We start from the raw sequence: 26366 nt of genomic DNA on the forward strand, positions 1-26366 counted from the left end.
ACAATTAAGTAGATACTGTAGCTAATTACTGCTGGAGGTACTTAAATATGCGGCAGCTAAAATCCGCCGAGTCAATGCCTGGTAGCTATGGTTTGCCCATCTTGGGGGAGACTTTAGAAATATTTCGAGATTTAGAACTGTATATATGGCGACGATTCCAGCAGCATGGTTCAGTTTTTAAAACGAGCGTCCTGGGATACAAACGTGCTTATTTAATTGGCCCTGATGCTAATCGGCTAGTGCTGGTGGAACAAGCGGAAAATATGTCGTCGCGGATGGGGTGGTATTTCCTAGAACCAACATTTGGCAACAATATTTTATTACAAGATGGTGAAGAACATCGGCTAACTCGTCGCTTGATGTATCCAGCATTTCACGGAAAAGCGATCGCTACATACTTCGATACGATTCAAAATATTGTACAAGACTTCCTCAAAGATTGGGGACAGGAAACGATTCCCTTAAATTCTAGTTTCCGCCAGCTTACCCTGATGGTTGCAACTCGCCTGTTTTTGGGAAGTCAAAACAAGAGCGAAGTTGAGCAAACCAGTCAGTGGTTTAAACAATTGCTAGATAGCAGTATGGCAATATTCAAATGGAATGTCCCTTTTACTTTATATGGTCGTGGTCAAAATGCTAGGGGTAAGTTAGTGGCTTTCTTGCGTGAAGCGATCGCCCAGCGTATCGAGCAGGGTAACTTAGAAGAATCAAAAGATGTTTTGGGATTACTGCTAGCAGCTGTTGATGAAGACGGCAATAAGTTGAGCGAAGCACAGGTAATCAACGAAGCATTACTACTGCTATTTGCTGGACATGAGACTACAGCATCCTTGCTAAGTTGGGTAATATTTGAATTAGGTAATCACCCAGAGTGGCGAGAGCGATTGCGTGAAGAACAATTAGCAGTTGTGGGAAATAATCCCCTTAGTTTGTCCCATCTCAAACAACTTCCACAGTTAACCAACGTGCTAAAAGAAGCAGAACGGCTCTATCCACCAGTATATGCCTATAATCGTGGCGTTCTCAAGGATATTGAGTATGCAGGCTATCGCATCCCAGCAGGTTGGTTTGTGACTATTTCGCCAATGTTGACTCACCGTTTACCAGAACTGTACACCGATCCCGATCGCTTCGACCCCGATCGCTTTGCACCACCTCGTGAAGAAGATAAGAAACATCCTTTAGCACTTGTGGGTTTTGGTTATGGTTCGCATAGTTGCTTAGGCATGGAATTTGCCCAGATGGAAATGAAAATTGTGCTTTCCACACTGCTTCGGCATTACGACTGGACAGTAAAACCAGATTATTCTGCGATCGCTCCAGTTCGTCAGCCTTCTAAAGTTAAAGATACTCTACAAGCATATATTGAGCCTTTAGTGATAAAGCATCCCTTGAGGAGTCAAACATAAATCTTTGATGAAACAAATCGATTTTCCGCATCTAGTATGAAGTCATAAGTATTTAGAAAATCAGACTGCCACTTTTCAGGCTTTTGGCAAATTGCAAGCGGAAATCCTGCTAAATCAAACCATTGAATATCATCTCCAATTTCTACTGGTACTACTCTCCAATTTTTACTTGGAGCCTTACTGAAATCTTTCAGCAGATTGACGTTAATTTGATTAGGAGGTTTGGGAGTTGGTAAATGTCGTTCAACATTAGAAAATGATTGCTCTACCCAATTTTTGATATTCATTGCATTAAGATGTTCATTGGCTTCTGTTTCTCTTTCGCTAATATACTGATAGTAAGTTTGTGCTAATTCTTCAGCTTGTTTACGAGTTATGACATCTTCTCCTTTAGCAAGCAAATATGCAGCTACAGGATCTAAAGTTCCCCATACAATAAGTTCTTTCATCCAGAAAACAATCCAAGGTAGCCCAGTTTGTGACCAGTTTTCGAGGGATGATTCAACTAACTCGCCACCAAAAGCTTCATCTATTGCTAGTGCAATAACACTTCCTAAGCCCCAGTTGAATCTATATCCAAAATTTTTACTAATATATGAATGCCATTTTGAAATTTGAGTCGGTTTCGGTTTTTTAATTGCTTTAGTAGGGTCAAGCCACCAGCGTAATATTTCATTCCAAGTAACATTTACTGACGTGTCATCCAGTTTAAACTTCGATAAACTGGTTAAAATACTAACTATATTTTGAATATAATTAAAGCGTTCTTCTACTGTCCAAATAGCATAATCTCCACCCACTGCTAATTGTTCTTTAAGTCTAGGATAGAGAGCTAAAAGCTGATTTCCATCACGTGGTGGTAAACTAGTGCGATACAAGCGCCGACGCTGTGACAAATCTTTATAAATTTCTGTTTTCAGTGCCATACCTCGCCTGATAAATAAATTTTCTAATCTTTCTTGTTCACGGCTGGCGTAATGAGCAAAGCTTCGTTGCCAAATTTTTTGCAGTTGCTCCTCCAATTCATTAGGGCTTAAATCTTTAGCTGCTAGCTGTTCAATTTCAACAATTGCAGACAGTAAAATACTATCCAGCGAATCTAAAGTTTCAATAGCTGATAATTGTGCATCAGAAAGATTATTGCCACAGTCAATCGGTGCAGTTTTTTCCAGCCAGGTTAAAAAATTATCCTGTCTATTAGAACTAGAAATTAGCTGCCATTGTTCTTCCAAACGTAGCAGTAATTCTGCTAGAGGACTTAGAGGATTTGCATTTGGGTTAATTGCCTGTGTTTGATTCTCTAATTCTCCTATCAAAGATAAGTATCTTTTACGTGCTTCTTTGTCACTCCAATCTGTTGATGCATTACTAAGTAATACTAAACTACGTCCTTCTGTGCCAAATCCAGGTCTTCCAGAACGGCCAACTAAATTACCAAATTCACGAATATTTAGTTCTCCCGTACCACGTCTTAAACTTGGAATTAATACTGTTTCAAAAGGAAGATTAACTCCTTCAGAAAGAGTTGACGTTGCTAAAACTAAATGTACAATTTTTTCATCTATTACATCGATAAGTAATCGAGCCATCAAACCTGGCATTTTTCCATGATGTACTATGATTCCTTTCTCTAACAGCTTATACTCGCGAGATTTAATACCGAAATAATCTTCACATGAACGTAAACACTTTTGCCAAATCTCAAGTTTTTCTGGCTCTATAGGTTCTTGAAAAAATGAAGGTATTTCTATTTGCGACCAGATTTTCAAAAAATTCAGAAAGTCGTCAGCATAACCGCCAGGCTGCTGTGTGACTGAAATAAGAACAGCACGTCTTTGTCCTTTTTCATCTGGTGCAGCTAAGTGCATAGCTGCCCAGAAAAGATAAGGGCGTAACCTCTTTTCAACTCCTTCTTTTTTCCCTTTTGGCACAGGATGATATATCGGAAAAGGATTTGGAATAAAAGGTGTGTCAGCTTGACCACCTTCTTGAAATTCTAATTTTCTGCCATCAAGTAAGTCATAACGTATTTCAAATCTTCTTCCTGGCAAGCATTCAAGCCGCCCTATTAATTGGCGTGTACTTCTGTAATACGTCTTTGCTGGGCTAGCGTTGGTTTGATTCTCTATCCAGTTTGCTAATGCTACTTCTGTTTCTGAAGAAACAGCGGATAGCGCAATAATTCGGCTGTGATTTTGTTCTATATAGGTAAACAGTCTTGCACCTAAAGATTCCAAGCGTAAGGATCTATTTTCAGCTTTCTGCAAAGAATTTTTATTACCATCAAATTGAACTGCATGGGCTTCATCAAGTACAATAAGCGATACTCTACGAATAAATAGAGATCCTAAAAATTTGATCAAAGCTTCTGCTTTTTCATAAGTGCAAATTAAAACTGTTGGCTTTTCTGATGTCAGCCATACATCTGTTGGGCCCCAGTCAGTACCTCCATATAAACCTGTAACTATTACATTGTTACTAGTAGAACGCTTTAAAACACGAGATAAATTTGATTCAACTTCTGTGGCAAGCGCTCTGCTTGGCACTAAGTACATTACTAAAGGAGCCGAGCTACTAAAATTGTTGTAATTTGTTGTTTCCAAGAACAAGCTTTGCAGAATTGCAATTTCAGCTATTGTTGTTTTTCCTGAACCTGTAGGGGTACAGAGCGCAAATGATTCTATTGTTGCTAGTCGTTCAATTCCACAAATTTGAGAACGCCATGCTAAAGCTTTACGGTTTTGATAACTTTGGCGTAAATAACGCTCCAAGAAAGTTTTACCACTTTGGGTAATCATCTGAGAAAGTGCTTCTAGATGATGTCGTAGAGAAGTTTCTATATATACAGAGGCAACTTCAGCACATAACTTACCTAAAAGCCAAGAATAAGTGTTATGTCCATAAAGAAGCACCTTAGCAATAGCAGAAAGTTTTTCAATAGCTTTTTCTAATCTTAGTTCATTTCCCCAGCGCATTTTTGCACATAAAATTCCTAAAGAACTAGCAGTTTATTTAACAATCAACTTGTTAAATCTGTCAGCATCTGTATCAGTATTATCCCAAAGAAGACTTGTTTCACTTTGGAAATTTGATGATGTTGCTGTTGCCCAATATTCTGTCAACCGTTGCAATAAACTGGGAAAATCAGCTTTTAGCAAAGAACGTAGAATTTCTGACTCTACTCCCTCACTTATATCTTCATTGAGTAAACCCGCAGCCCTAGCAGGATAACCAGCAAGTTCATACACAGCTGCTGCAAGTAAACGAATTGGTAAAATATCCGGGTTTAGTTGGGGATGAGATAGCCATTCAAATAACTCACCAGCCCGTAGCATTCCATTAAGCCAGTTAGTATCTCCAGCTTCTCGCTGGATAAATGCAGCCTCAATAAGGCGCATAGCATCATTTAATCGTTCACCTGCTTCATCTTCTCGCCACCCAGCTAATCCCTTTCCTCCAGCGCGAAGTCTGGTATGTTGGCTATAAAGTTTTGCAATTGCTGGTGTTAGTCTGCTACCTGCCAGACTATTTTGTAGTTCTGTCGCTAAAGCAATGACTTCGTTACTTGGTTGAGTCATCTCATTTTGCAGAACTTCCCCCTCTACTATGACATCAGAGTTTGCTTTTGCAACCTCTGAATCATCTAGTTGTTGAACTGTCTGGGTAGAAATATGTACTGAAGGTGTTGCATTTGCTGGCTGACTATAGACAGTTATAACAAGATTTTCAACTTCATGAAGATGAATTTCAACTGCTTCAAGTCTTCTTCCTGCTGTATATTGTTCGTGTGGTTTATCGGGAGATATCCACGTTGGATTTATGACAGGATGTTTACCACAAATATAACTTATTAAATCACAGCGTTCATAATTTTTATCAACTGATCCTAGCCACAAAACTCTTAGAGAGTTAACCCATTCAGATGAAAAAGGATCATCGTAATCCTGCAAAATATCAATTATTTGTGGGGTATCAACAGGTTTTATATGTGATTCACTTGCCTTTTTATGTGCTTCAGCTATCATTTCTGTGTAATGATTAGTTGTGCATTTAGCTTCACAAACTAGAGAAGCAATAATTACTCCTTCGCTGTTACGTAGAAAAGCAATACAATCATCACCTGTACGTCCAGGTCGCTTTTTTGCAATCTCTTCTGTTTGATTTAGAAATTCTAAATGCTGAAACTCAACTAGATGAAATCGAAAAAGAAAAGCAGGAACTTCCCAATCATTCTGCCCAAAAGGAGCAAAATTTTCAGCAATGATGCCTGAAAATATCTCTCCAAAATAACCCTGACGGGATATAATATTAAGACGCTCAGGATAGCCATCGCTTGGATCGTTGTCTGAAAAATCCCCAAATGGAGTGAGAGAATTTCCTGCTAATTTACGAAGACGATATCGAGCATCTTCATGGGCTTTTTGAACGATTAATATTAATTCATTGAGAATGATATCTCGTTGGCTTTTATCTTCTCTAAGCAGACGATGTGTGTACCGCTTATCTTCAGATTCACTAACTGAGTTAGATAACCACTTTGATATTCCGTTAAACCTAGTAATTTTTTGTCTTTCTTTCATTTAATATACTCTCTAATATTAGTCAGATTTACAATATAAGCCTTGAAATAAGAGAATTCTAAACTATATGTAAAATTTAATACTAAAAGAGTAATAGCATAGCAAAATGATGCCATAAGCATTGAACAAGAGCTATAATGCTGTCTCTGTTTTACTTTTGGGCGAGGGCAGGTTCTGAAACTTAGACTTAATTCTCCAAGTGAATAGAACAATAATAGAGTGTCATTAAATACATTTTTCTACTAGTATAAGCTGAGAGAAAAAACATCACCTCTCATCTGCTGTTCTCAGACAGATAACAGTGAAACAAATTTTTACATAACTTAAAAATAGCTCTCTACTAAGCATGGGAATTATTTAGATTGTTAACTAATGGGTCAGCCCAGTGCTACGCTACAGTTAGCAAGATTGAGAGGCAACTATGACTGCCCTGATTCTGAACCTTAGCCCCACCATTGAACTAACAGATGAGCAGTTCTTCCAACTGTGTCAAAATAATCGAGATTTGAGACTTGAGCGCACGGCAGAGGGAGAATTAATTATCATGCCACCAACTGGATGGGAAAGCGGAAATCGGAATTCAAAACTAACAGCCCGGTTAGAGTTTTGGGCTGATGCTGATGGCACAGGTTTGGCTTTTGACTCCTCAACGGGTTTCAAGCTCCCCAATGGTGCAAATCGCTCTCCTGATGCATCCTGGGTGAGCCGGGAGCGATTAGAAGCCCTGAATCCAGACCCTGCAAAATTCCTACCACTCGCTCCCGATTTTGCGGTAGAATTGCGCTCTGCTTCAGATAGCTTAAAGACTGTGCAGCAAAAAATGCAGGAGTATATCGATAACGGTGTGCGTTTAGGCTGGCTGATTAACCCCCAGAACCAACAGGTGGAAATTTACCGCCCAGGACAGGAAGTAGAGGTTTTGCAATCGCCTACTAGCTTATTCGGTGAGGATGTATTGCCTGGGTTTGTGCTAGATTTAGCACAGATTTTGAGTTAAGCGATCGCTTAATTTCAGAATCTAAGCAACTTACAACTATAATTTGATAAAAGTTTACAGGCGAAAACAAAAAATTAATATTGACTTAATATTAAAAATACAGTCTGCAATAACCCTATAACAAAACCTAAAACACCACCTAAAGTCACAATCGCCTGCAATTCATTTTTGACAATTCCCTCAATTGCATCTTCTAAATCAGCAGGTGAAGTTGATTTCACTCGGTCAACTATCACTTCATCTATCGACAAAATCGGAATAGCTTGCGCCACAATTACTTCTAAATCTTTTTCCAAGTACTTATCTAAAATTAAAGCCAACTCTTGACTCATCACTTCTAAAGAAGTACTGACAACTGGTGAAGTACTAAGACGATTAAGTAGCACTCCAGCAATATTTTCCCAATCGACAGAATCAGTTAATCCTTGTAAAAAATCGCTACCACTGTTTTGCAGATAATGACGGACACTTTCGCGGGTGGTCTTTCGGAGTTGGCGCACCGTACCCATTGGCAAGTTTTGTAATGATAAATTTTGCAGTAATTTCCGAATGCGATCGCGGATTTGCAAATCTTGAGTCAATTCCTGCAAGCGACTATTAGCAGCCTCTTTTTCATCCAAACAAAAAGTCCGTAGCCGTGTAAGAGTATTACGTAAGCCGAACAAATTTGCTACTACCCAATAAGTCCCACTGGTTTTTTCGCGGAAGCCTTCATCGATAATTTGAATCGTGCGATCGGTCAAAAAATCAACTATCGTTTGACGCAGCAGATCAGGCGGTAAAACTACTTGCAACAACCAATCAGCAAGCCGCGTAGCTTGTTCTTCACTCAGTTGAAATTCTAGCAATATCTGGTCAAAAATTTGATTTATCTGCGCTTCCAAAAAATCTTCACGTCGCGCTAAAACCTTGAGTAACCGTGGCAAGGATTCCCCTATTAAATCCCGCAAAATCCCCGCTACAATTTTGGCACTTTTCTGGTTTTGATCTGTTTTGATTTGTTCAATTACTAGTCGCAACAACCAGAGAATTGCTGCTTGCACGCGTTCTGTTTGCAACAAACGCCGTGCCAGATTTTGTAATTCTTCTGGCGTCAGCAGTGACCCCATAATTGTATTGGAAATGTTCTTAGCCAGACGTTCCTGGTTGCGGGGAATCAATCCAGGGGTGAAGGGTACTCTTCGTCCAGCAATATAAATTGCTCGGTAAGGACGGAACAACATTTTTATCGCTATATCATTTGTGAAATAGCCAATAATTCCACCCAGTACCGGGGGAGACACATAAAGCCAAAGATGAGACCAGTCCACAGGATTTTGGATTTTGGATTTTGGATTTTGGATTCTAGATTATAAATTAGGGATTGAGTATTGGTAATTGGTATTTGGCGGTTATTAATTGTTAGTTGCTTTTCCACTAACCACTAAGGATTATCCATTACCATTACCTATTTCGCAGCCCCCAATCCAAAATTGCAAATCTAAAAGCTAAAATTTGCTGACTACCAGCACTCCCATCATACCGTTCACAATGGGGTAGTGTGTGGCAACAGCAAAACCAACTTGATGAGCTAACTCTATTTGCTCCTTGCCGATGGGAAAGCGATCTAAGCTGGTACTGATGTAAGCATATTCTTCTTTTAAGCCTAAATAATTGGCAACTGGCACTACCAAACCGTCCAGATACCACTGCTGAAAGATACGTAGCTGAAGATTACTCGGTCGATGAAAGTCTAAGATTGCCGCTTTAGCTCCCGGTTTCAAAACACGGTATAACTCTTGGAGACTGCGGGGAATATCTTTGACATTTCTTAAACCATAGCCCATTGTTGCGGCATCAAATTGGTTATCGTCAAAGGGTAAATTTAGCACGTCGGCTTCTACCCAGGCGATGCTTACGGCGGGCATTCGCGGAGCGTCTCGCAGAGAAGCCAACGCAGGTTGGGGGTATTGCCTTTGTGAGCGTAATGAAGCAGTTTCTAGCAGGTTTGGGGAAAAATCCACTCCGTACACCTTACCTGTTGCTCCCACGCGCCGTGCCAAACGTAAGGCTAAATCACCACTACCGCAACACAAATCTAATGCAGTATCTCCTGGTTTAGCTGCACTCCATTTTACTGCCATTTCCTTCCAGATTCGATGCTGTCCCAGACTCAACCAATCGTTCAATTGGTCATAAACTGGAGCAATACGGTTAAAAATGGACTGAATTTCGTTATTCATTGGGCATTGGGCATGGGGCATTGGGCATGGGGCATTGGTTTTTGACAAATGACAAATGACAACTACACAATGGTTTTATGGAAGCGACTACTAGTCAGAGCGATCGCTACCAGTTGTGCTGATAAATTAATTAGCATTAATTCATCTTCTCGCAAAGTGCAGGGTTGTTTCCACTGTAGGGACAATACGCCCAAAAGTTCATTACGGTAGCTAATTGGGATCACTAAATGTGCTTGCACACCCGTATTTTGGTAGTGAATAGCATCAAGTAGTTTAGTGTCTTTAAGTACATTTAAGGAAACTTGCATTTGCCCAGTGGCGATCGCTTCCTTTGTTAGTGGATCTTGAGATAGCCAATTTTCTATTATACCTGTATCACTGTAAGTTCCTTGAGTCGCAACCAGATTATTTCCATCTGTAAGTTGTAAAATACAGCCTTCTGCCCCAAAAGTCTCACTTACAGCCCTAGCAATGGGAGCGAGAGTTTCTTCTAAGCTAGAAGCTGCTTGAGTTACCTGTACCAAAACACTCAGCAGCGCCATTTGAGCATGAGCGCGGCGTAATTCTTCTGTCCGTTGCTTCAGCAAGTCGTAGGTTTCTGCTGCTCTTTGCACCACTGCCTTTAGTTCCCCTGGGTCCCAAGGCTTGGTGATATATTTATAGACTTGCCCAGCATTAATCGCCTCTACCAAGTCTTCAATATCAGTAAATCCGGTGAGAATTATTCTTACCGTATCGGGAAACTGAGGTACAGTCTTGCTGAGAAACTCAGTTCCTTTCATTTCTGGCATCCGTTGATCGGAGATAATCACCGCTACCTCTCCTTCTGCGGCCAAAACTTGTAGGGCGTTCACCCCACTATCAGCTTTCAGAACATTAAAGTCGCGTCGAAAGGTGCGATAAAGCAGATCGAGATTATCTGGCTCATCATCAACTACCAGGATTTTCAGCTTTTTTGGTCGTTCGAGAGTCATTACTTGATATTGGATTTTATCAATTTCGACACTGGGATTATCCATAATGATATTTCCTTTAAATATTCACTCTCTTGTTATATTCCATACCAAGTTTAGTTGAGAATAGCCGAAACTCGCCAAGGGTTTATACGGAGTTATTTTGCATATTTGAGAACGCTAAGAGTGAGGGCTACAGAGAAAGTTTGCCGCGTTATTCTTTCCTACAGCAAGAACTGCCTTCTCTTATAAGTTTCCACAGATGAACTCAAAGCGTAGGTCTGGGTAGTTCATAGATTAGAATAAGACTTGCTCATGAGGTGTTAATTAACCTCTCAAGTTGAAGCTCGCACTCCGATTATGACTGATCTACCACCCAACGCTCAGAATCCCGAAGACAATGCTACCAATGATGTAGTACAAGAGTTACTGCGAAGGCTGAGGCAAAAACAAGGCAACTGGGTGGAATGGGGAACAGCGATCGCCTCGTTGCTAAAAGCCGGTTACAATCCCCAAGAAATTTTTGAGGCGACTGGATTTGAGCCAATTCAACAAAATCAGGTGGTTGTTGGTTCTCAAGTTTACAATTCTTTGGAAAACTCTGGAGTATCGTCAGCAACGCGATCGCACTATGCCATCCGTGGCAGCGATGTTTTATACGAACTGCGTTTACTTACTCAAGAAGAACGCGCCGCCGCCGCCGAACTGATCTTCTTACACAAAATCGACGCTGATGAAGTGAAGGAAGTAGCAAAAGCCATTAAAGAGTTCTCCTATTACCGCACTTTACCGGAAGGGTTTTCTGCCCATCCTGGAGATGCTGTTGCTCACCAAGTTTGGAAACTGGCACGCCAAAATACAGATTTACAACAGCGATCGCGCCTCATAGCCAAGGGTTTGCGTTTTGCTCACACGCCAGCAGCTAGGAAACAAATCGAACAGCTACTAACTGATTTTACTACCGTTCCCCAGCGTCCAGCGCCAATTTTACCCTTTTATCGCCTGGAATTTGAAGAACAATTACCCCGTATTTTGCCCGTTGTCGGCGAGTTGCCATTGTCACGGCAAGACTTGCAAGCTGTGCCGATATTGACAGAAATTGAACCATTTCGCCTGGTGAAGTTTTCTGGAGAGCAAGCTTGGGTGCCGTTACCAGGTTGGCAAGTGCTGTTGGCGGCAGAAGATCCAGTAGTGATTTTAGCGAATAGCGATCGCTTCCCCATCCAAACCCAAAGCCAAATAGGGCCCGTTGTAGTTGTGATAGATCGGGCCAAACGAGAATGGGATGTCTCCAGCTATTTTGTCGTTGAAAATGGTGGTGAATTAGAGTTTCAATGGTTTGAAACTGAGCCAGAAATTCCTCTCCTAGGACAAATTATCATCATTGTTCGTCCCAAGAAAATTTTGGATGAAGAATTAACTAAGGATTCCTGGCAGATTGATGAATAATTAAACTTTGGATTTTGGATTTTGGATTGAAGAATAATTCAGAATTCAGAATCCAGTTCTTTACGAGACATTTAATTTTACTTTTCTAAATCCTTGCCGCTAACAATTGTGCTGCTCATTTGCTCTCGCTGCAACTTGAGAAATCATGATTTTCTCTAGTGCGCCAGTTTCCATGTCTCCCATCCAACGAATCATTATCATTGATCAGAGAAATAGTTCTTTGAGGTAGGCAAAAGAAAAGCCTTCAGTTAATGCAACCATTTGACTCACTCCCTGCTCAGAGAAGCCCATCGCCGTTTTTAATTTATCATTCCACAATGTGATCTAGGCTTCTCGTTCTGGGATAGCTGGCAGGTCAAGAAAAAAGTTACGGGTACGTTGAAGGTAGGGAGTGCAATTCGTTCAAAATATAAAATTTGATATGTCAGACTCTAAATTTACTGCTCCTGTTATTCAAGAATTACTCGACTCAGAATTGTCTGAGCGATCGCCTATTCTTTCTTTGCGGGAGAAGATTCTAACAATCCGCAACAGTCTACGCCCTGGACAACAGCAAATGGCTGATTGGCAATCTGGTCCCCTAGCTATTTCTGCCGTCCCTGGTGCGGGCAAATCTACTGGTATGGCGGCGGCGGCGGCGATCGCGATCGCACATCAATATGAGCGTTCATTCTCCCGTCGTCACTTGGTAGTCGTTACTTTCACTCGCTCTGCTGCTGCCAATATTAAAGCGAAGATTCGCAAAGACTTAAAGAAATTATCTTTACCTCAAACGGGCTTTTTTGTCTATACCTTACATGGTTTAGCGTTGAACATTGCCAACCGCCATTCTGATTTGTCGGGTTTGCAGTTAGAAAATGTCATATTAATTACACCAACTCAAAGTCACCGCTTGATCAGAACTGCTGTAGAACAATGGATTGCAAATCATCCAGAGCGATATTTGCGGTTATTGGAAGGTCATCAATTTGACGGAGAAGAGACAGAAAGGTTGCGTCGTCAATCGGTGCTGCGAACAGAAGTATTGCCAGAATTGGCTAATACGGTAATTCATGAAGCAAAAAGTTCTGGGATATCGCCAGAATTGTTGCGGGAGTGGAGTAAACAAACCACAGACGAATATGCAATTTTGAGCATAGCAGCGGGATTGTATGAGCAATATCAAAACTTAATGCGATCGCGTGACTTCATCGACTACGACGATATGATTTTAGCCGCACTGCGCGTTTTAGAAAATGACAGTGCCCGTCGCATTGAACAAAATCAAGTATTCGCCGTCTTTGAAGATGAAGCCCAAGATTCTAGCCCCCTACAGACGCAGCTGTTGGAAATTTTGGCACGTGATGCAGAGAAGGGCGATAATTCCTCACTCCTAACTCCTAACTCTTCACTCAACTTGGTACGAGTTGGCGATCCTAACCAGGCGATTAACTCCACATTTACCCCAGCTGATCCGATTTATTTTCGGCAATTTTGCGAAGAGTGCGATCGCATCAAACGATTGGCAACGATGGATCAAGCTGGTCGCAGTACTAGAATTATCATCGAAGCTGCTAACTTTGCCCTCAAATGGATCAATAGTCAGTGGTTAGCAACAACCAACAACAAACAACAGACTCCTGACAACCGAAAAGTACCATTTCGCTTGCAGACAATTCGCCCTGTGGAAGCTGGTGATCCCCAAACTAACGCTAACCCCGCACCCGTAGGACGAGGATTAGAACTTTATACACCGCGTGACATTCATCACACCGTTGAATTATTATCTCAAAGGGTGATTGAGTTATTTGGCGAAGACCCAACACAAAATAGTGCCGCGATTTTAGTCCGAGAAAACCGTCAAGGAAGATGGTTAGCAGAGGCTCTTACACTTATGTGCAAAGAGCGTAAAATTATACTTTACGATGTGGGAGAACGCGATCGTCGTTCCCATGTCCCCCAAGAAATTTTGGCATTATTGCAATTTTGCGATCGCCCCCACTCCCCCGATTACCTCAAAGCCGCCTTAGAAGCATTAGTACAACGCCAATTAATTCCTACCCAAGACCTCAATGCCCTTGCTAGTCTGCCAGAAGAGTTTTTATATCCTGGCCCCCTAGCAGCATCCCAGCCAGAAACAGTCCAAAAAGCTGCCCGCTTGTGTCGCAGTTTACTTCGCGCTCGTTTGGAACTACCCCTCTACCAGCTAATTTCCTTTCTCGCCTTGACCTTAAATTACGATCAGGCAGAATTGGCAACTGCTGATAAACTTGCAGAACGGGTAAACCAGCAGATAGCTGGCAACAGTTCGATGGGGGGAATGCTGTCAGCTTTAAGTGAAATCGTCAGTTCCGAACGGTTTGAACCAGTGGAAACCGAGGATTCGGAAGAACGTTACACTCGTCGCGGTCAACTGACGATTATTACGATGCACAAAGCTAAAGGGCTAGATTGGGACTATGTTTTTCTTCCCTTTCTCCAAGAAAACTTGATTCCTGGAAGATTTTGGGTTCCTCCCCAAAGCCAATTTTTAGGCGATTTTACCTTACCAGAAGTAGCCCGCGCCCAAATTCGCGCTACTCTCCACGAAGAATCTATCATACCGGATGTTAATCAGGCATGGGAGGGAGCAAAAAATTTGAAAACATCTGAAGAGTATCGTTTACTCTATGTTGCCATGACACGAGCAAAGCTGCTGTTGTGGATGTCTGCGGCACAGAAAGCCCCCTTTACTTGGAGTAAACCGGACAATTTACAAGAACAAGCGCCTTGTCCGGTTTTTCCAGCATTAAAACGCCAATTCCCTGAATGTGTGGTGAATTTAGCGGCAATGACTAAACAAGTATAAGGGATGGGACATTGGGCATTGGGCATTGGGCATTGGGCATTGGGCAAAACAGTTCCGTTAGCGGATAGCTAGGGTTTAGCCCGTTCTGAGTAAAGAAGTGAGATTCCCTACTCACACTCAGCACTACTACTTCCCCACTCTTTATAAAAAAACTGAATTGAGAGTGCAACCTCAAACAAATTATGATTGCAATATTATCCGTTCAATTTTTAACAATCAATATATATGAAATCAATCATCCAAGCCTCTGCCGTAATTAAAAGCACCTTCCAGTCACCCAGAGGAGTTTTTTTGACGCTGGTGTTGACAAGCTTGCTATCCTGTGAATTCGGACTCATTGAAAACAATGCTGCTGGGGCTATTCCTTACCCAAACGGCACTCAATTATCCCAATTGCAAACAAACGAGTTGCCGAAAGCGATCGCTAATAAAATTTTACGAGATGCCTCCAAGCATTCCGACCTACGTAAACGGGAATTAGAGATTACCCAAGTCACATCGAAAACCTTTGGTAATCCCTGTGAGTTCAATTTTGGAGAAGTTTGTACTAAGGAATACAACCCCATTGAAGGCTGGGAAGTAGTTGTCAGAGTCCGCCAAGATTCGTGGACTTACCATGTAGATAAATCTGGAAAGCAAATCCTGTTAGATCCCAAAGTGAGTACTTTACAAACATTGCCGAAGGCGATCGCAGATGCAATTTTGAACGATGCCTCAAGCCGTTCTGGGGTGGACATTGCTGATTTAAAAATTACTCAAGCTACATCAAAAACCTTTGCAAATCCCTGCCAATTCAACTTTGGCGAAGTCTGCACCCAGCAGTACGACCCCGTGGAAGGTTGGGAAGTGATTGTCAAGGTTCAAGAGCAATCTTGGACTTACCATATGAATAAATCCGATTCGCAAATAATTTTAGATCCCAAAGTCAACGCCACTTAAAAAAGTTAAATAATAGACCTCTTGCATAAATCTAAAATAAAAACCCCTCCCCCAACCCCTCCCCGCTCTTCGGGAGGGGTGTTAGGGACTTTTGCAAGAAGTCTAATGGCTTTGGCTTTTTCCCATATCCTCACACCGTGCTTTGACCATCACAGCACGGATATAGTCATTTTTACCATTAGTATAAGCTTCGCGATCGCTCCGAAAACTTGCCGCCAAATCGCGTTTTAGAGTTTCGGAGCGATCGCGGTTGGCTAAATCCTTTATTTAATTGCAGTTATAGCAATTTTAATAGTATATAATAATGGATCGTGTCGAATCAAAGCTAAACCATGCCTAAACTAAAGACTCGTAAAGCTGCGGCAAAACGATTCCGTGCCACCGGTAGCGGTAAAATCGTCCGTCGGAAAGCGTTCAAAAGCCACCTTTTAGAACACAAATCTTCTGACAAAAAGCGTGGTATGCGTAAGAGTACCCTTGTACACGAACGCGATGAACTTAACGTGCGCTTGATGCTCCCATATTTGTAAGTATTTTAGGAAATAAGTTATGACTCGGGTAAAACGCGGTAATGTCGCTCGGAAGCGCCGCAATAAAATTCTCAAACTAGCTAAAGGTTTTCGCGGTTCCCATTCAACTCTGTTTAGAACTGCCAACCAACAAGTGATGAAGGCACTACGGAGTGCCTACCGCGATCGCAAAAAGAAAAAGCGCGATTTTCGTCGCCTCTGGATCGCCCGCATTAACGCTGCTTCCAGGCAACATGGCTTGAGTTACAGCCAGTTGATCGGTAACTTGAAAAAAGCTGATATCCAACTAAATCGCAAAATGTTGGCGCAATTGGCAGTCCTCGATCCAGCTAGTTTCGGCAAAGTTGCTGAATTGGCAATTCAAGCTAAAGGATAAAGGTGGTAAGGGATGTATAACAGATGTAACAGATGGCAAGTAATTACTCGGTTACATCTGGTATTATCCGCCACTATCTTTTGGATTTTTTGCTTTTCTCTAGTGGGGACAGAATTAACTGCATCTGCTGCCGAAATGCCAGAAATTCAGCAGCGGGGCTATTTAAATGTTGCCGTGAAAGATAACTTGCGTCCTTTGGGATTTAAAGATGACAACGGGAATTTGCAAGGCTTAGAAATTGACTTGGCCAAGCGTTTGGCAGTTGACTTGGTTGGTAAAGCCGAAGCTGTAAAATTTCAACCTGTAGCAAATCGCGATCGCCTGTCTGTAGTCTTAGACAAGAAAGTTGATTTTGCGATCGCTAGAGTCACAGCAACCGAGTCACGCGCCCGCATAGTTAGTTTCAGTGTTCCCTACTATTTGGATGGCACTGTATTAGTGACAAAAGATACTTCTGTGCAAAAGTTGAGTGATTTGGCAAAACAAAAAATTGCCGTACTTAACAACTCCAGCACCATTGCTCAAGTGCGGTACTATGTGCCAAGTGCCGAGTTAGTAGGAGTGGATTCCTATAAAGAAGCGCGAGAGGGAATAGAAAATAATGCCGCCGCAGCCTTTGCCGCAGATGCTAGTGTTCTAAGCGGTTGGGTACAACAATATCCTCAATATCGGCTACTGCCAACGAAGTTATCAACTGAACCCTTGTCTGTAGTAATGCCCAAGGGATTGCAGTACGATGAGTTTAGACGAAATGTGAATCAAGCGATCGCTCGTTATTTAGAAGAAGGTTGGCTCCAGCAACGCTCTCAATATTGGGGTTTACCGTAAATTGGTCATTGGTCATTAGTGAATAACAAATGACAACTGACAATAAATAGATTAGAGAAACAACTTTATAATATTTGTATTTGCAGCAATGGATAACAGTCTAGCCGTTGTTTATCTCTCAATTTTGGTGGTTATACTCACAATTGCAGCCGTGAGTGTGTTTCGCCAGATTTTCAAAACTCGCAAGGTTGAAGGCTCTTTTGGAAGATTGCGAAAGAAGTTAGAGAAAGAAAAGGGTACGACTCAAGAATATTATGAGTTAGGCAGTATTTATTCAGAAAAAAAAATGTACTCTCAAGCGATCGCGCTATTTCAAAAAGCTCTCAAAGCTGCCCAAGAAGACGAAGAAGAAAATATCGCCCCCATTTACAACGGGCTGGGCTATGTTTATTTTACCCAAGAGCAATATGACTTAGCAATTCGTCAGTACAAAGAAGCTCTCAAATCTAAACCAGACTACGTTACAGGATTAAATAATCTCGCTCACGCCTACGAGAAGAAAAAATTAACTACTCAGGCGTTACAAACTTACGAAGAAGCACTCAAATTAGCTCCAAATAACCCTATTGCTAAACGTCGTGCTGAATCTTTACGCCGTTTGGTTTCGGCTTAATTGCTGAGGGATCATAATAGAGAATTATGCTGACAATGACTGTATCATATTAGCTAGATCATAGTCCCCTGCCCGCAAGCGAGGACTATGATCTACCTCACAAAGGCCGATAACCGCTATAAGCGATCGCCAATAATATGACAGTATATGAATATTTACTCCTAAACCTTACAAATCAAAGTGATAACGAATAGCTCCAGTATTTGGATCATTGTTGATCTCAGCGTACCCTATCTTCGTTGCCTCTTGAAGCAACTCTTTAAGATGCTCTGATTCTAGCTCAGTATACATAGCCGCTTGAGCGAGGGAAAGTTGCCCATTATGTTCCTTTGCAGCCTTGAGCAGCTTTTGCATTGAACTACCTGTAGATAAAGTTTGTGGCTGTATCGCTTGTAACTGTATCGCTTGTAACTGTTGAAGTTGGGGAATATCACCAATGTTCAACGTAATTGATTGATTGACACTGGGGGTTCCATTACTATGTAACCCACGCAGATAAAGATTTCGCTTGTCAACCATATTAGGAATGAGAGCCAAATCGATTAGTTGACCAATCCCCAAAAAACCAATTGTGAAGAAATATATCAAACCAATGCCAATCTGTCCGGTGTATAATCTTTGCCCACCACAGATACCAAAGAAGCACAAACACCAAAGAATGTATGCGACACCTGAATTTGCTTGCTGCATGACACTGTACTCCAATTTCCCATTAATACATACCTTTATACAGTATTCCCATGTTTGAATCTAAAGCTAACAATTGATTACACTGATGGGTTTTATAATTAGGGACACTGTTAGCAAATTAATTTGGCGTTAGTTTCTTAATCTATCGGTTTCTGAGCTATTGCTTAGAAATAGGTAACTATAAGTCTTTTGTAAAAATGTAAAAGATGATTAAGCGGCTAAAGCGTTTTTTGTGGCTATCTATTGCTATCGTTTGCGTCATTTCTATCTCACTCGGATTAATGGAAACATTGACGGCTCAACAGCCTTCGATTTCTCATCCTCTCACTTCGCTAACCGAGTCAGAAATTAGCACAGCTGTTTCAGTCATCAAAAGAGAAAAAACTTTGAGCGAAATGGCAGCTTTTCCACTTATTGCTTTACAAGAACCAGATAAAGAAGAAGTTCTGAATTTTACGCCCGGTAAAGCCTTTGGGCGAAAAGCTTTTTTGGTAATCTCTGAGCGATCGCTAAACAAAACCTATGAGGGAATTGTTAACCTGACAAGCAAAACCTTAAGTTCTTGGAAAGAAATACCGTCTGTTCAACCTGCGATCGTCAATTCCGAATATGAACTAGCAACTCAGGTGGTCAAAGCCGATCCTCGATGGCAAAAAGCGATGCAAAAGCGGGGAATTAACGATTTCGATCAAGTCAAAATCAGTTGGTGGGCGCCAGGAATCCTGAGTAAACAGGAAGAAGCAACAGGTAATCGTCTTTGTCGGGCATTATTTTACTACAAAGGCAAAGGCTGGAACTATTACGGTAGTCCGATTGAAGGAGTCTTAGCAACAGTCAATTTGAACACGGGTAAAATCGCCAATTTTGTTGATAGAGGAAACGTACCTTTCTCTAAAGAAAATTGGAACTACGATGTAAATTCATTGGGCAAATTACTTTCACCACTGAAAGCATTGAAGATTCTCCAACCTAATGGTACAAGTTTTGAGATCAAAGACAATGAAATTAGCTGGCAAGGTTGGAAGTTTCGCTATTTAATGCATCCTCGTAATGGATTAATGCTCTACCAAGTGACGCATAAGGACGGGGAAAATATCCGACCAGTTTTATACCGCGCTAGCCTCTCAGAAATGGTAGTACCTTATGGCGATCCTGAGCCTACTTGGTCGTTCAGAAATGCCTTTGATGTTGGAGAATACAACTTAGGTTTACTAGCAAATACGATGGAATTAGGTAAGGAAATTCCTGAAAATGGCTTGTTGCTAAATGCTGTATTTGCTAATGAGCAGGGAGAACCTTATCAAATACCAGGGGTTATCGGTATCTACGAGCGCGATAACGGAATGCTCTGGAAACACTATGAGTATAATACTCGGCGTAATGATGCCCGTCGCAGTCGAGAATTAGTAATGACGATGACGGTGGCCGTTGATAACTATGATTACAGCATCAATTGGATCTTTCACCAGGATGGGACTTTGGAAGTCCAAAATGAATTAACGGGTATCGTATTGGCGCAGGGAACGGCTGCCCAAAAGCAATCTGATGATGATTCTTATGGTCGGTTAATTGCGAAGAATATCTTCGGAGTAAATCACCAGCATTTTTTCAACTATCGCCTAGATTTCGATGTAGACGGTGAAGCTAATTCTGTGATGGAAATGAATGTGAAAGCTTTGCCAATGGATGAGAAAAATTCTTTAGGAAATGCGATCGCACTTTCAGAAACCCCACTAGCCAAAGAAACGGCTGCTGTGCGCGATTTGGATCTGAAAAGCAGTCGGGAATGGATGATTGTTAGCGCAGACAAAAAGAACACTCTGGGTGCTGCACCTGGATATATGCTGATGCCTGGAGGAAACTCCATATTTTTCCCTGTGGAAGGCTCAAAAATCCGTAAACGGGCAGAATTTGCGACTCATCACGTCTGGGTAACAAAATATAAACCGACTGAACTTTATGCTGGAGGAGATTATCCCAACCAAACTCAACCGGGACAGGGTTTACCAAAATATATCTCAGACAATGAGTCCTTGCTGGGTGAAGATATCGTGTTGTGGTACACAATGGGCGTAACTCATATTCCGCGATCGGAAGATTGGCCTGTGATGCCTGTTCACCGAGTTGGCTTTAAGCTAGTCCCTAGAGGATTCTTTAGCCGGAATCCAGCGATAAATGTGCCTGAGTAAAATATTTGTTGGCTCAAGTTTCTTTCCTTCAGGTTTTTTGTCATGTCTAAAGGCGGTAACTTGAATGCTGATAGACTTAAATAGGTCAAATACTGGCACTTGTTAAAAGTAGGATATCTAATGAACTTTCCAGAAATTAATATTCCCGGTAATGGCAAGCTGCACGCTCGTTTAATTACTTCCTTGGGTGAAATTGTAGTTCGTTTGGAGGAAGAGCGAACTCCTAACACCGTCAAAAATTTTGTCGGACTAGCAACTGGAACAATCGACTGGAAAGACCCTAAAACTGGTCAATCTGGTAAGGGAACTCCAGCTTACGATGGAGTTCGCTTTCACCGGGTCATCCCTCATTTTATGATTCAGTGTGGCGATCCTCTGAGTCGTTATCTAGATACAGCCAACCGATGGGGTACTGGTGGCCCGGGATATCAATTTGAGGATGAGTTTCATCCTGAATTGAAACACACTGGTGCGGGTATCCTGTCGATGGCTAATGCCGGACGCGGTACTAATGGTTCGCAATGGTTTATTACAGAAGGCCCAACGCCTCACCTTAACAACAAACACAGTGTTTTTGGTGAAGTTGTCCAAGGTCTAGATATAGTCAACAAGATTGCTAATGTGCCTACGACTAGAGATCGTCCAAATCAAGAAGTGGTGTTACAAAAAGTAGAAATTTTTCGGCAGTAATTAACACCTCGGTTTGTAGTAAGGACTTTAGTGCTTAGAAAATAAGGACTAAAGTCCTTACTACGAACTTGCTTAACCATCGAGATTTTGCAGCCCCATTGCAATCTTACTGTGTTTTTCAATTTGCCCCATCACTTGTTTTGCGCGTTGAATAACTACGGCTGGTAAGCCCGCCAATCTTCCCGCTTCAATTCCATAAGACTTATCAGCACCTCCTGGTTGGACTTGGTGCAAAAAGATAATTTGGTCGGGTAATTCTTTCACCGTCACCTGATAGTTAGCCACATTCGGTATAATGCTAGCCAGTTCATTCAATTCATGGTAATGGGTGGCAAAAATTGTGCGTGACCGAATATCTGCTGCTATATATTCCGCCACAGCCCAGGCGATGGAAAGACCATCAAATGTTGCTGTCCCGCGGCCAATTTCATCTAATAATACCAGCGACCTAGATGTAGCATGGTTGAGAATATTGGCGGTTTCATTCATTTCCACCATGAAGGTAGATTGACCAGTTGCTAAATCATCTACTGCACCGACACGGGTAAAAATGCGATCGCATATTCCCAATCTGGCAAATCTCGCTGGTACAAAACTACCAATTTGTGCCATTAACTGAATCAATCCCACCTGACGTAAATAACAACTTTTGCCGCTGGCGTTTGGCCCAGTCAGAATAATTAAGTCAGGAGCAGGAGAGGGGAAACTCTTCTCCTTTTCCTCTGTGTCCTCTGCGCCTCTGCGGTTCGTTTCCTCTCTTCCCAATTGCGTCGAATTCGGCACAAAGAACCCCGCAGGTAAAGACTGTTCCACCACCGGATGACGCCCATCAACAATGTTGATCTCCCTTCCAGGCAACATTTCGGGACGACAGTAACCTTGATGCACCGCCAACTCAGCCAAACCACACAACACATCCGCCGCCGCCACTGCCCGAGACAGATTGCGAATTACCTCCGCCTCTTGTGCTACCTCTTCCCGCAACACCGTAAAAATCTCATATTCCAACTGATTTAAATCATCTCGCGCCGTCAAAATCCGGGCTTCTCGTTCCTTTAAATCTGGGGTGATGTAACGTTCCTCATTCGTCAGGGTTTGCTTGCGGATATAATTAGCGGGTACTTGGTCAGCTTTGGTGCGGGAAATACTGATATAATAACCAAAGGTTTTGTTAAATCCTACCTTCAATGTCGAAATTCCTGTCTTGGCTCTTTCATCAACTTCCAAGTTGGCAATCCATTGCTGGTCTGCTTCTACAGTCGCCTTTCTCTCATCCAACAGGGAATTGACGCTAGGGCGAATCAATCCGCCTTCCTTGATTTGGATCGGTGGTGACTCTAAAAGATGTGCATGTAACTTTTGTGCCAATTCTTCCAACACACTTGGGACTTTCTGCAAAGCTTTGAGGAATGGAGAACGCGTCTCGGCTACTAAGTTGGATAATTCCGGTAAGCGTGAGAGGGAATCTGCCAAAGCTACTAAATCTCTAGCATTAGCTGTACCAGAACCCGCCCTTCCTGTGAGTCGTTCCAAATCGTAAATTTGGCGTAACAACTGCCGCAAATCTTGACGCAGGGGCGTATTTTCCATCAATTCTTGGATGGTGTCTTGCCGCGCCCGAATGCCTTTAATATCGAGTAGCGGTTGCAATAACCACCGCCGTAAAGCCCGCCCACCCATCGCTGTACTAGTTTTATCTAACGCCCAGAGTAGGGAACCGTGAAAAGTTCCATCCCTAACGGTTTGAGTAATTTCCAGGTTACGGCGGGTTTGATTGTCAACAATTAGGTAGTCGGTGACAGTGTAGCTGCGGAGTCTTTGAAGAGTGACTGGGTTTTCTTTTTGAGTATCCTCCAGGTATTCCAGAAGACCACCGGCTGCGCGAACGGCGAGGGGAAGATGATCGCAACCGAGTCCTTCGAGCGATCGCACCTTAAATTTCTGCAATAATCTAGGTCTAGCTTCACCTTGAGAAAAAGGTACTTGCGATCGCAAACTATAACAAAATGATGGTGGCAAACACTCCGGCAGATGTGGCGAAGTTTCTCCCGGACGCAGCAAACTACCTAAATCGGGCGCATTTGTCGGAACTAACACCTCTGATGGTTGCAAGCGCATTAATTCTTGTGTCAAATGTTCTAAATCACTACCCTGAGTGGTAAGGAATTCCCCCGTAGAGATGTCTGCATAAGCTAAACCCCAATGATTTGCGGCAATTACCACTGCTGCTAAATAATTATTGCGACTAGATTTGAGCATTCCCTCTTCCAACAAGGTGCCAGGGGTGAGGATGCGCGTTACTTCCCGCCGCACCAATCTCCCAGCCGCTTCAGAAGCATCTTCCACTTGGTCGCAAATTACCACTGCATAGCCTTTTTCTACCAGCATCGTCGCGTAGCGTTCCCAAGCGTGATGCGGAACACCAGACATCGCCACTCGTCCCTGTTCTCCAGCTTGCTTACTAGTAAGAACTAATTCCAATTCTTGCGCTAGTTTTACAGCATCTTGGAAATAGCATTCAAAGAAATCTCCTACCCGATACAGTAATACCGCGTGAGGATATTTATCCTTCGTCTCAACATAGTGCAGGTACATTTGACTTAGCTTGCTGCGGTCTACCTGTCGATGGTCGGAAATAAAAGTACTCGCGTCGGGTTTGGTAGATGGAGTTTCAGAGTGAGAAGCGGTCATAGATGCTATTGAGTTACGCACGGAAATTCCACAATATCTGATGATAGCTTGATGTCAGAGATGAATGGCGATGCCTGCTCTGGGCTACGCCTACGCTCAAGGATATTTTACCTTTATCTGAACAACGCTGCTGTGTTATTTAGGCATCTCCGAAAAATAGAGACTTAACAGTGGTACGTCTCTACAAGAGTTCTGGATAACTCTACGAATTGAGAAATTCAGCTTTTTGGCGATTTTTGGATAATTCCTAGTTGGTATCAATTGTCCAGTATAAAAAAGAATCGGATGGGCTAACATCAGCAGTTTTGCAGCATAACCGTGATTTGAAGCAGTAATCAGGGAAATATAAGTTTGATTAACTTTGCAATTATCGCAATGCTTGTTTGGGGTGTTACCAGAAACGTTACTTCAAGGTTAAGGATTGAAAGGATGTTGGCTATACATAGCATGACAAATGCTAATAATCTGAACTTGCGATTAGAGTCTAGTTTGCAAGAATTACCACTTTGGTCTGTTTACGTCGAGGCAGATAGTCCAGCAAATGATTTGAATACACTCTTTAAACAAGAACCTTTACTACCAGGAATTATCCTAGTAAAAAATCATGAATATCTGGGGATGATTTCTCGACAAAGATTTTTTGAGCACATGAGCCGTCCCTATAGTTTCCCACTATTTTCTAAACGACCTGCGATAAATCTGATTAAGTTTCTTCAACCAGAGGTGTGTGTAATTTCTGAAGAGATGCTCATTGTAGAAGCAACTCAGGTAGCCTTGCAGCGAGTACCTCAATTTGTATATGAGCCGATTTTAATAGAAACTCAGTTAGGCAGCTATAAGCTACTCGATTTCCATCAGTTACTTTTAGCCTACTCCCAAATTCATATTTTAACATTAGCTCAACTAGAGCAAGTAGAAGAACAATCTCGAATCGCTAAAGTAGGTTTTCGTACCCTGAAGAATAACTATGCTAGATTAATTCAGAATGAAAAAATGGCGGCTTTAGGACAACTGGTTGCTGGTATTGCCCACGAAATCAATAACCCTGTTAGCTTTATTGCTGGCAACCTTGTTTATGCGCTCAAATACACTCAAGATTTACTGAAATTAATTAGCCTATACCAACACCATTATCCTAGACCAGTGGCAAAAATTAAAACTGCGATCGCAGAAATGGAACTAGAATTTTTAACTGCTGATTTCCTCAAGCTTCTTGATTCTATGAAGTTTGGTACTGAACGTATCCAAGAGATAGTTCTTTCATTACGCAACTTCTCTCGCCTGGATGAATCTGATCAAAAGATAGTTGATATTCATGAAGGGATTGATAGTACTCTAATAATATTACAAAGCCGTCTCATAAATCAAGAAACAGGTCAGATAATTACTATTGATAAAGAATATGGAAATCTCCCTTTAGTAGAATGCTATGCCGGGTTAATAAATCAAGTATTTATGAATATTCTATCAAATGCGATTGATGCTATCTTTGAGAGTTTTGAATCAGCTTCTTCAACTCTAAAATCACCCTTAATTCGTATTCGTACTGAAGTCATAGATAATCGGCAAGTAGTTATTCGCATTGCTGATAATGGTAGTGGAATTCCCAAGGATATACAAAAGCGATTATTTGACCCATTCTTCACCACTAAACCCGTCGGTAAAGGCACTGGGTTAGGGCTATCTATCAGCTATCAAATTGTTGTAGAAAAACATTGTGGTCAACTGCAATGTATATCTACTGTAAAAGAAGGAACCGAGTTTATTATTACAATTCCTATCGAACTTAATTCCTGAAAAGTTAGTGAGAAAATCTCTATTTTGGGTAAATAGTAATCTCTCAAGGATATTTTACCCTTTTGTTCGACTACTACGACGCGTGGGTGGAAGTGGCGGAGGTGGTTCTTGAGATTTTAGCTTGTCATCATCAGTCAAAAATTCTACATGGAAACCCTTTTGGTGATAGTGCCAACCTAAGATGACAATACTGGCATCACCCATAGAAGTTTTTTCTACAGCTTGATTGGGGAATTTAGCGGCTAAGTTTTTCAATTCTTCCTCTTCCCAAAGAACAATTTGCTCACGGAACTTAGCCCAAGGTGTAGTTTCATCAGCTGCATAAGTCATAATTTCGGCAAATTTTTGAGCTGCTATACGTTTACTTTCTGAATTTGCTGTTTTAGCCTGTGCAATGTGATTACCTGTTTCTATAACAGCAGCTAAAGGAAGTACCAGTGTTGTTGATTTGGCGATTTCTACCTGGATTTTTTGATTTACACGCTCAAAATCCCATTCATTATTACCAGCAGTTTCTCTACCTGGAACTTGTAACCAAACGCATAAAAGCGATGTATCGATAAGTAGCACCTTTCTCATATTAGTA

At 41.8% G+C, this 26366-nt stretch carries 20 protein-coding genes; 12 read left to right on the forward strand and 8 right to left on the reverse strand.

Annotation, left to right across the window (positions count from 1 at the left end; translation table 11 throughout):
* Positions 1-47 precede the first annotated feature (47 nt).
* Complete coding sequence (locus V7K62_RS06530; RefSeq protein ID WP_334862852.1) at positions 48-1409, forward strand: cytochrome P450; 1362 nt, start codon at positions 48-50, stop codon at positions 1407-1409.
* Here the strand turns inward: V7K62_RS06530 and V7K62_RS06535 are convergent.
* Complete coding sequence (locus V7K62_RS06535; protein ID WP_334862855.1) at positions 1400-4384, reverse strand: DEAD/DEAH box helicase; 2985 nt, start codon at positions 4382-4384, stop codon at positions 1400-1402. The two genes, V7K62_RS06530 and V7K62_RS06535, sit on opposite strands and share 10 nt — an antisense overlap.
* Before the next feature lie 33 nt (positions 4385-4417).
* Positions 4418-5989, reverse strand: a complete 1572-nt coding sequence (locus V7K62_RS06540; RefSeq protein WP_334862857.1) for a hypothetical protein — start codon at positions 5987-5989, stop codon at positions 4418-4420.
* A gap of 421 nt (positions 5990-6410) precedes the next feature.
* On the opposite strand from V7K62_RS06540, the gene V7K62_RS06545 reads away from it, so the two are divergent.
* Complete coding sequence (locus tag V7K62_RS06545) at positions 6411-6986, forward strand: Uma2 family endonuclease (RefSeq protein ID WP_334862859.1); 576 nt, start codon at positions 6411-6413, stop codon at positions 6984-6986.
* A gap of 74 nt (positions 6987-7060) precedes the next feature.
* On the opposite strand, the gene V7K62_RS06550 is transcribed toward V7K62_RS06545, so the two are convergent.
* The 3 genes from V7K62_RS06550 to V7K62_RS06560 form a co-directional block, all read right to left on the reverse strand.
* Entirely contained in the window at positions 7061-8296 is a 1236-nt protein-coding gene (locus tag V7K62_RS06550) for a DUF445 domain-containing protein (protein ID WP_334862861.1), read from the reverse strand.
* 177 nt (positions 8297-8473) lie between these two features.
* Positions 8474-9208, reverse strand: a complete 735-nt coding sequence (gene ubiE / locus V7K62_RS06555) for a bifunctional demethylmenaquinone methyltransferase/2-methoxy-6-polyprenyl-1,4-benzoquinol methylase UbiE (protein WP_334862863.1) — start codon at positions 9206-9208, stop codon at positions 8474-8476.
* A 62-nt stretch (positions 9209-9270) separates the two neighbouring features.
* Positions 9271-10227: a response regulator gene (locus V7K62_RS06560; protein WP_334862865.1), complete on the reverse strand. Its 957-nt coding sequence runs from the start codon at positions 10225-10227 to the stop codon at positions 9271-9273.
* A gap of 294 nt (positions 10228-10521) precedes the next feature.
* On the opposite strand from V7K62_RS06560, the gene V7K62_RS06565 reads away from it, so the two are divergent.
* The 7 genes from V7K62_RS06565 (at position 10522) to V7K62_RS06595 (ending at position 17723) form a co-directional block, all read left to right on the forward strand.
* Positions 10522-11610, forward strand: a complete 1089-nt coding sequence (locus V7K62_RS06565; protein ID WP_334862867.1) for a RuBisCO accumulation factor 1 — start codon at positions 10522-10524, stop codon at positions 11608-11610.
* A 421-nt stretch (positions 11611-12031) separates the two neighbouring features.
* Positions 12032-14437, forward strand: a complete 2406-nt coding sequence (locus tag V7K62_RS06570) for an ATP-dependent helicase (RefSeq protein WP_334862869.1) — start codon at positions 12032-12034, stop codon at positions 14435-14437.
* Positions 14438-14662: 225 nt separating this feature from the next.
* Positions 14663-15376, forward strand: a complete 714-nt coding sequence (locus V7K62_RS06575; RefSeq protein WP_334862871.1) for a hypothetical protein — start codon at positions 14663-14665, stop codon at positions 15374-15376.
* A 332-nt stretch (positions 15377-15708) separates the two neighbouring features.
* Positions 15709-15906 (forward strand): 50S ribosomal protein L35, encoded by a 198-nt coding sequence (gene rpmI / locus V7K62_RS06580; RefSeq protein WP_334862873.1) that lies wholly within the window; start codon positions 15709-15711, stop codon positions 15904-15906.
* Positions 15907-15925: 19 nt separating this feature from the next.
* Positions 15926-16282, forward strand: a complete 357-nt coding sequence (gene rplT, locus V7K62_RS06585; RefSeq protein ID WP_104908268.1) for a 50S ribosomal protein L20 — start codon at positions 15926-15928, stop codon at positions 16280-16282.
* A 12-nt stretch (positions 16283-16294) separates the two neighbouring features.
* Positions 16295-17110, forward strand: a complete 816-nt coding sequence (locus tag V7K62_RS06590; protein WP_334862876.1) for a transporter substrate-binding domain-containing protein — start codon at positions 16295-16297, stop codon at positions 17108-17110.
* A gap of 88 nt (positions 17111-17198) precedes the next feature.
* Positions 17199-17723 carry a tetratricopeptide repeat protein gene (locus tag V7K62_RS06595; RefSeq protein ID WP_334862879.1) on the forward strand — a complete coding sequence of 175 codons (525 nt, stop codon included), beginning with the start codon at positions 17199-17201 and terminating at the stop codon, positions 17721-17723.
* 168 nt (positions 17724-17891) lie between these two features.
* On the opposite strand, the gene V7K62_RS06600 is transcribed toward V7K62_RS06595, so the two are convergent.
* On the reverse strand, positions 17892-18413 hold the full coding sequence (locus V7K62_RS06600) for a TM2 domain-containing protein (RefSeq protein WP_334862880.1): 522 nt from the start codon (positions 18411-18413) through the stop codon (positions 17892-17894).
* A gap of 206 nt (positions 18414-18619) precedes the next feature.
* Between V7K62_RS06600 and V7K62_RS06605 the strand changes: the two genes are divergently transcribed.
* Positions 18620-20602, forward strand: a complete 1983-nt coding sequence (locus V7K62_RS06605) for a primary-amine oxidase (protein WP_334862882.1) — start codon at positions 18620-18622, stop codon at positions 20600-20602.
* A 120-nt stretch (positions 20603-20722) separates the two neighbouring features.
* Entirely contained in the window at positions 20723-21292 is a 570-nt protein-coding gene (locus V7K62_RS06610; protein WP_334862884.1) for a peptidylprolyl isomerase, read from the forward strand.
* A 72-nt stretch (positions 21293-21364) separates the two neighbouring features.
* Here the strand turns inward: V7K62_RS06610 and mutS are convergent, their stop codons facing one another.
* Complete coding sequence (gene mutS, locus V7K62_RS06615) at positions 21365-23983, reverse strand: DNA mismatch repair protein MutS (protein WP_334862886.1); 2619 nt, start codon at positions 23981-23983, stop codon at positions 21365-21367.
* Between the two features lie 429 nt (positions 23984-24412).
* Here mutS and V7K62_RS06620 point away from each other — a divergent pair, with 429 nt between their 5' ends.
* On the forward strand, positions 24413-25780 hold the full coding sequence (locus tag V7K62_RS06620) for an ATP-binding protein (RefSeq protein ID WP_442937230.1): 1368 nt from the start codon (positions 24413-24415) through the stop codon (positions 25778-25780).
* Between the two features lie 54 nt (positions 25781-25834).
* On the opposite strand, the gene V7K62_RS06625 is transcribed toward V7K62_RS06620, so the two are convergent.
* The gene (locus V7K62_RS06625) at positions 25835-26359 is read right to left on the reverse strand and encodes a hypothetical protein (RefSeq protein ID WP_334862890.1); all 525 of its coding nucleotides are present in this window, start codon (positions 26357-26359) and stop codon (positions 25835-25837) included.
* Between the last annotated feature and the right edge of the window lie 7 nt (positions 26360-26366).

This window comes from Nostoc sp. (genome assembly GCF_036917935.1).
Taxonomy (GTDB): domain Bacteria; phylum Cyanobacteriota; class Cyanobacteriia; order Cyanobacteriales; family Nostocaceae; genus Nostoc.

What these genes read in the sequence shown, in the direction of transcription:
- V7K62_RS06530 (WP_334862852.1), top strand. Translation starts at nt 48, where the DNA reads ATGCGGCAGCTAAAATCCGCCGAGTCAATGCCTGGTAGCTATGGTTTG.
- V7K62_RS06535 (WP_334862855.1), bottom strand. Translation starts at nt 4,384, where the DNA reads ATGCGCTGGGGAAATGAACTAAGATTAGAAAAAGCTATTGAAAAACTT.
- V7K62_RS06540 (WP_334862857.1), bottom strand. Translation starts at nt 5,989, where the DNA reads ATGAAAGAAAGACAAAAAATTACTAGGTTTAACGGAATATCAAAGTGG.
- V7K62_RS06545 (WP_334862859.1), top strand. Translation starts at nt 6,411, where the DNA reads ATGACTGCCCTGATTCTGAACCTTAGCCCCACCATTGAACTAACAGAT.
- ubiE (WP_334862863.1), bottom strand. Translation starts at nt 9,208, where the DNA reads ATGAATAACGAAATTCAGTCCATTTTTAACCGTATTGCTCCAGTTTAT.
- V7K62_RS06560 (WP_334862865.1), bottom strand. Translation starts at nt 10,227, where the DNA reads ATGGATAATCCCAGTGTCGAAATTGATAAAATCCAATATCAAGTAATG.
- V7K62_RS06565 (WP_334862867.1), top strand. Translation starts at nt 10,522, where the DNA reads ATGACTGATCTACCACCCAACGCTCAGAATCCCGAAGACAATGCTACC.
- V7K62_RS06570 (WP_334862869.1), top strand. Translation starts at nt 12,032, where the DNA reads ATGTCAGACTCTAAATTTACTGCTCCTGTTATTCAAGAATTACTCGAC.
- V7K62_RS06575 (WP_334862871.1), top strand. Translation starts at nt 14,663, where the DNA reads ATGAAATCAATCATCCAAGCCTCTGCCGTAATTAAAAGCACCTTCCAG.
- rpmI (WP_334862873.1), top strand. Translation starts at nt 15,709, where the DNA reads ATGCCTAAACTAAAGACTCGTAAAGCTGCGGCAAAACGATTCCGTGCC.
- rplT (WP_104908268.1), top strand. Translation starts at nt 15,926, where the DNA reads ATGACTCGGGTAAAACGCGGTAATGTCGCTCGGAAGCGCCGCAATAAA.
- V7K62_RS06590 (WP_334862876.1), top strand. Translation starts at nt 16,295, where the DNA reads ATGTATAACAGATGTAACAGATGGCAAGTAATTACTCGGTTACATCTG.
- V7K62_RS06595 (WP_334862879.1), top strand. Translation starts at nt 17,199, where the DNA reads ATGGATAACAGTCTAGCCGTTGTTTATCTCTCAATTTTGGTGGTTATA.
- V7K62_RS06600 (WP_334862880.1), bottom strand. Translation starts at nt 18,413, where the DNA reads ATGCAGCAAGCAAATTCAGGTGTCGCATACATTCTTTGGTGTTTGTGC.
- V7K62_RS06605 (WP_334862882.1), top strand. Translation starts at nt 18,620, where the DNA reads ATGATTAAGCGGCTAAAGCGTTTTTTGTGGCTATCTATTGCTATCGTT.
- V7K62_RS06610 (WP_334862884.1), top strand. Translation starts at nt 20,723, where the DNA reads ATGAACTTTCCAGAAATTAATATTCCCGGTAATGGCAAGCTGCACGCT.
- mutS (WP_334862886.1), bottom strand. Translation starts at nt 23,983, where the DNA reads ATGACCGCTTCTCACTCTGAAACTCCATCTACCAAACCCGACGCGAGT.
- V7K62_RS06620 (WP_442937230.1), top strand. Translation starts at nt 24,413, where the DNA reads ATGTTGGCTATACATAGCATGACAAATGCTAATAATCTGAACTTGCGA.
- V7K62_RS06625 (WP_334862890.1), bottom strand. Translation starts at nt 26,359, where the DNA reads ATGAGAAAGGTGCTACTTATCGATACATCGCTTTTATGCGTTTGGTTA.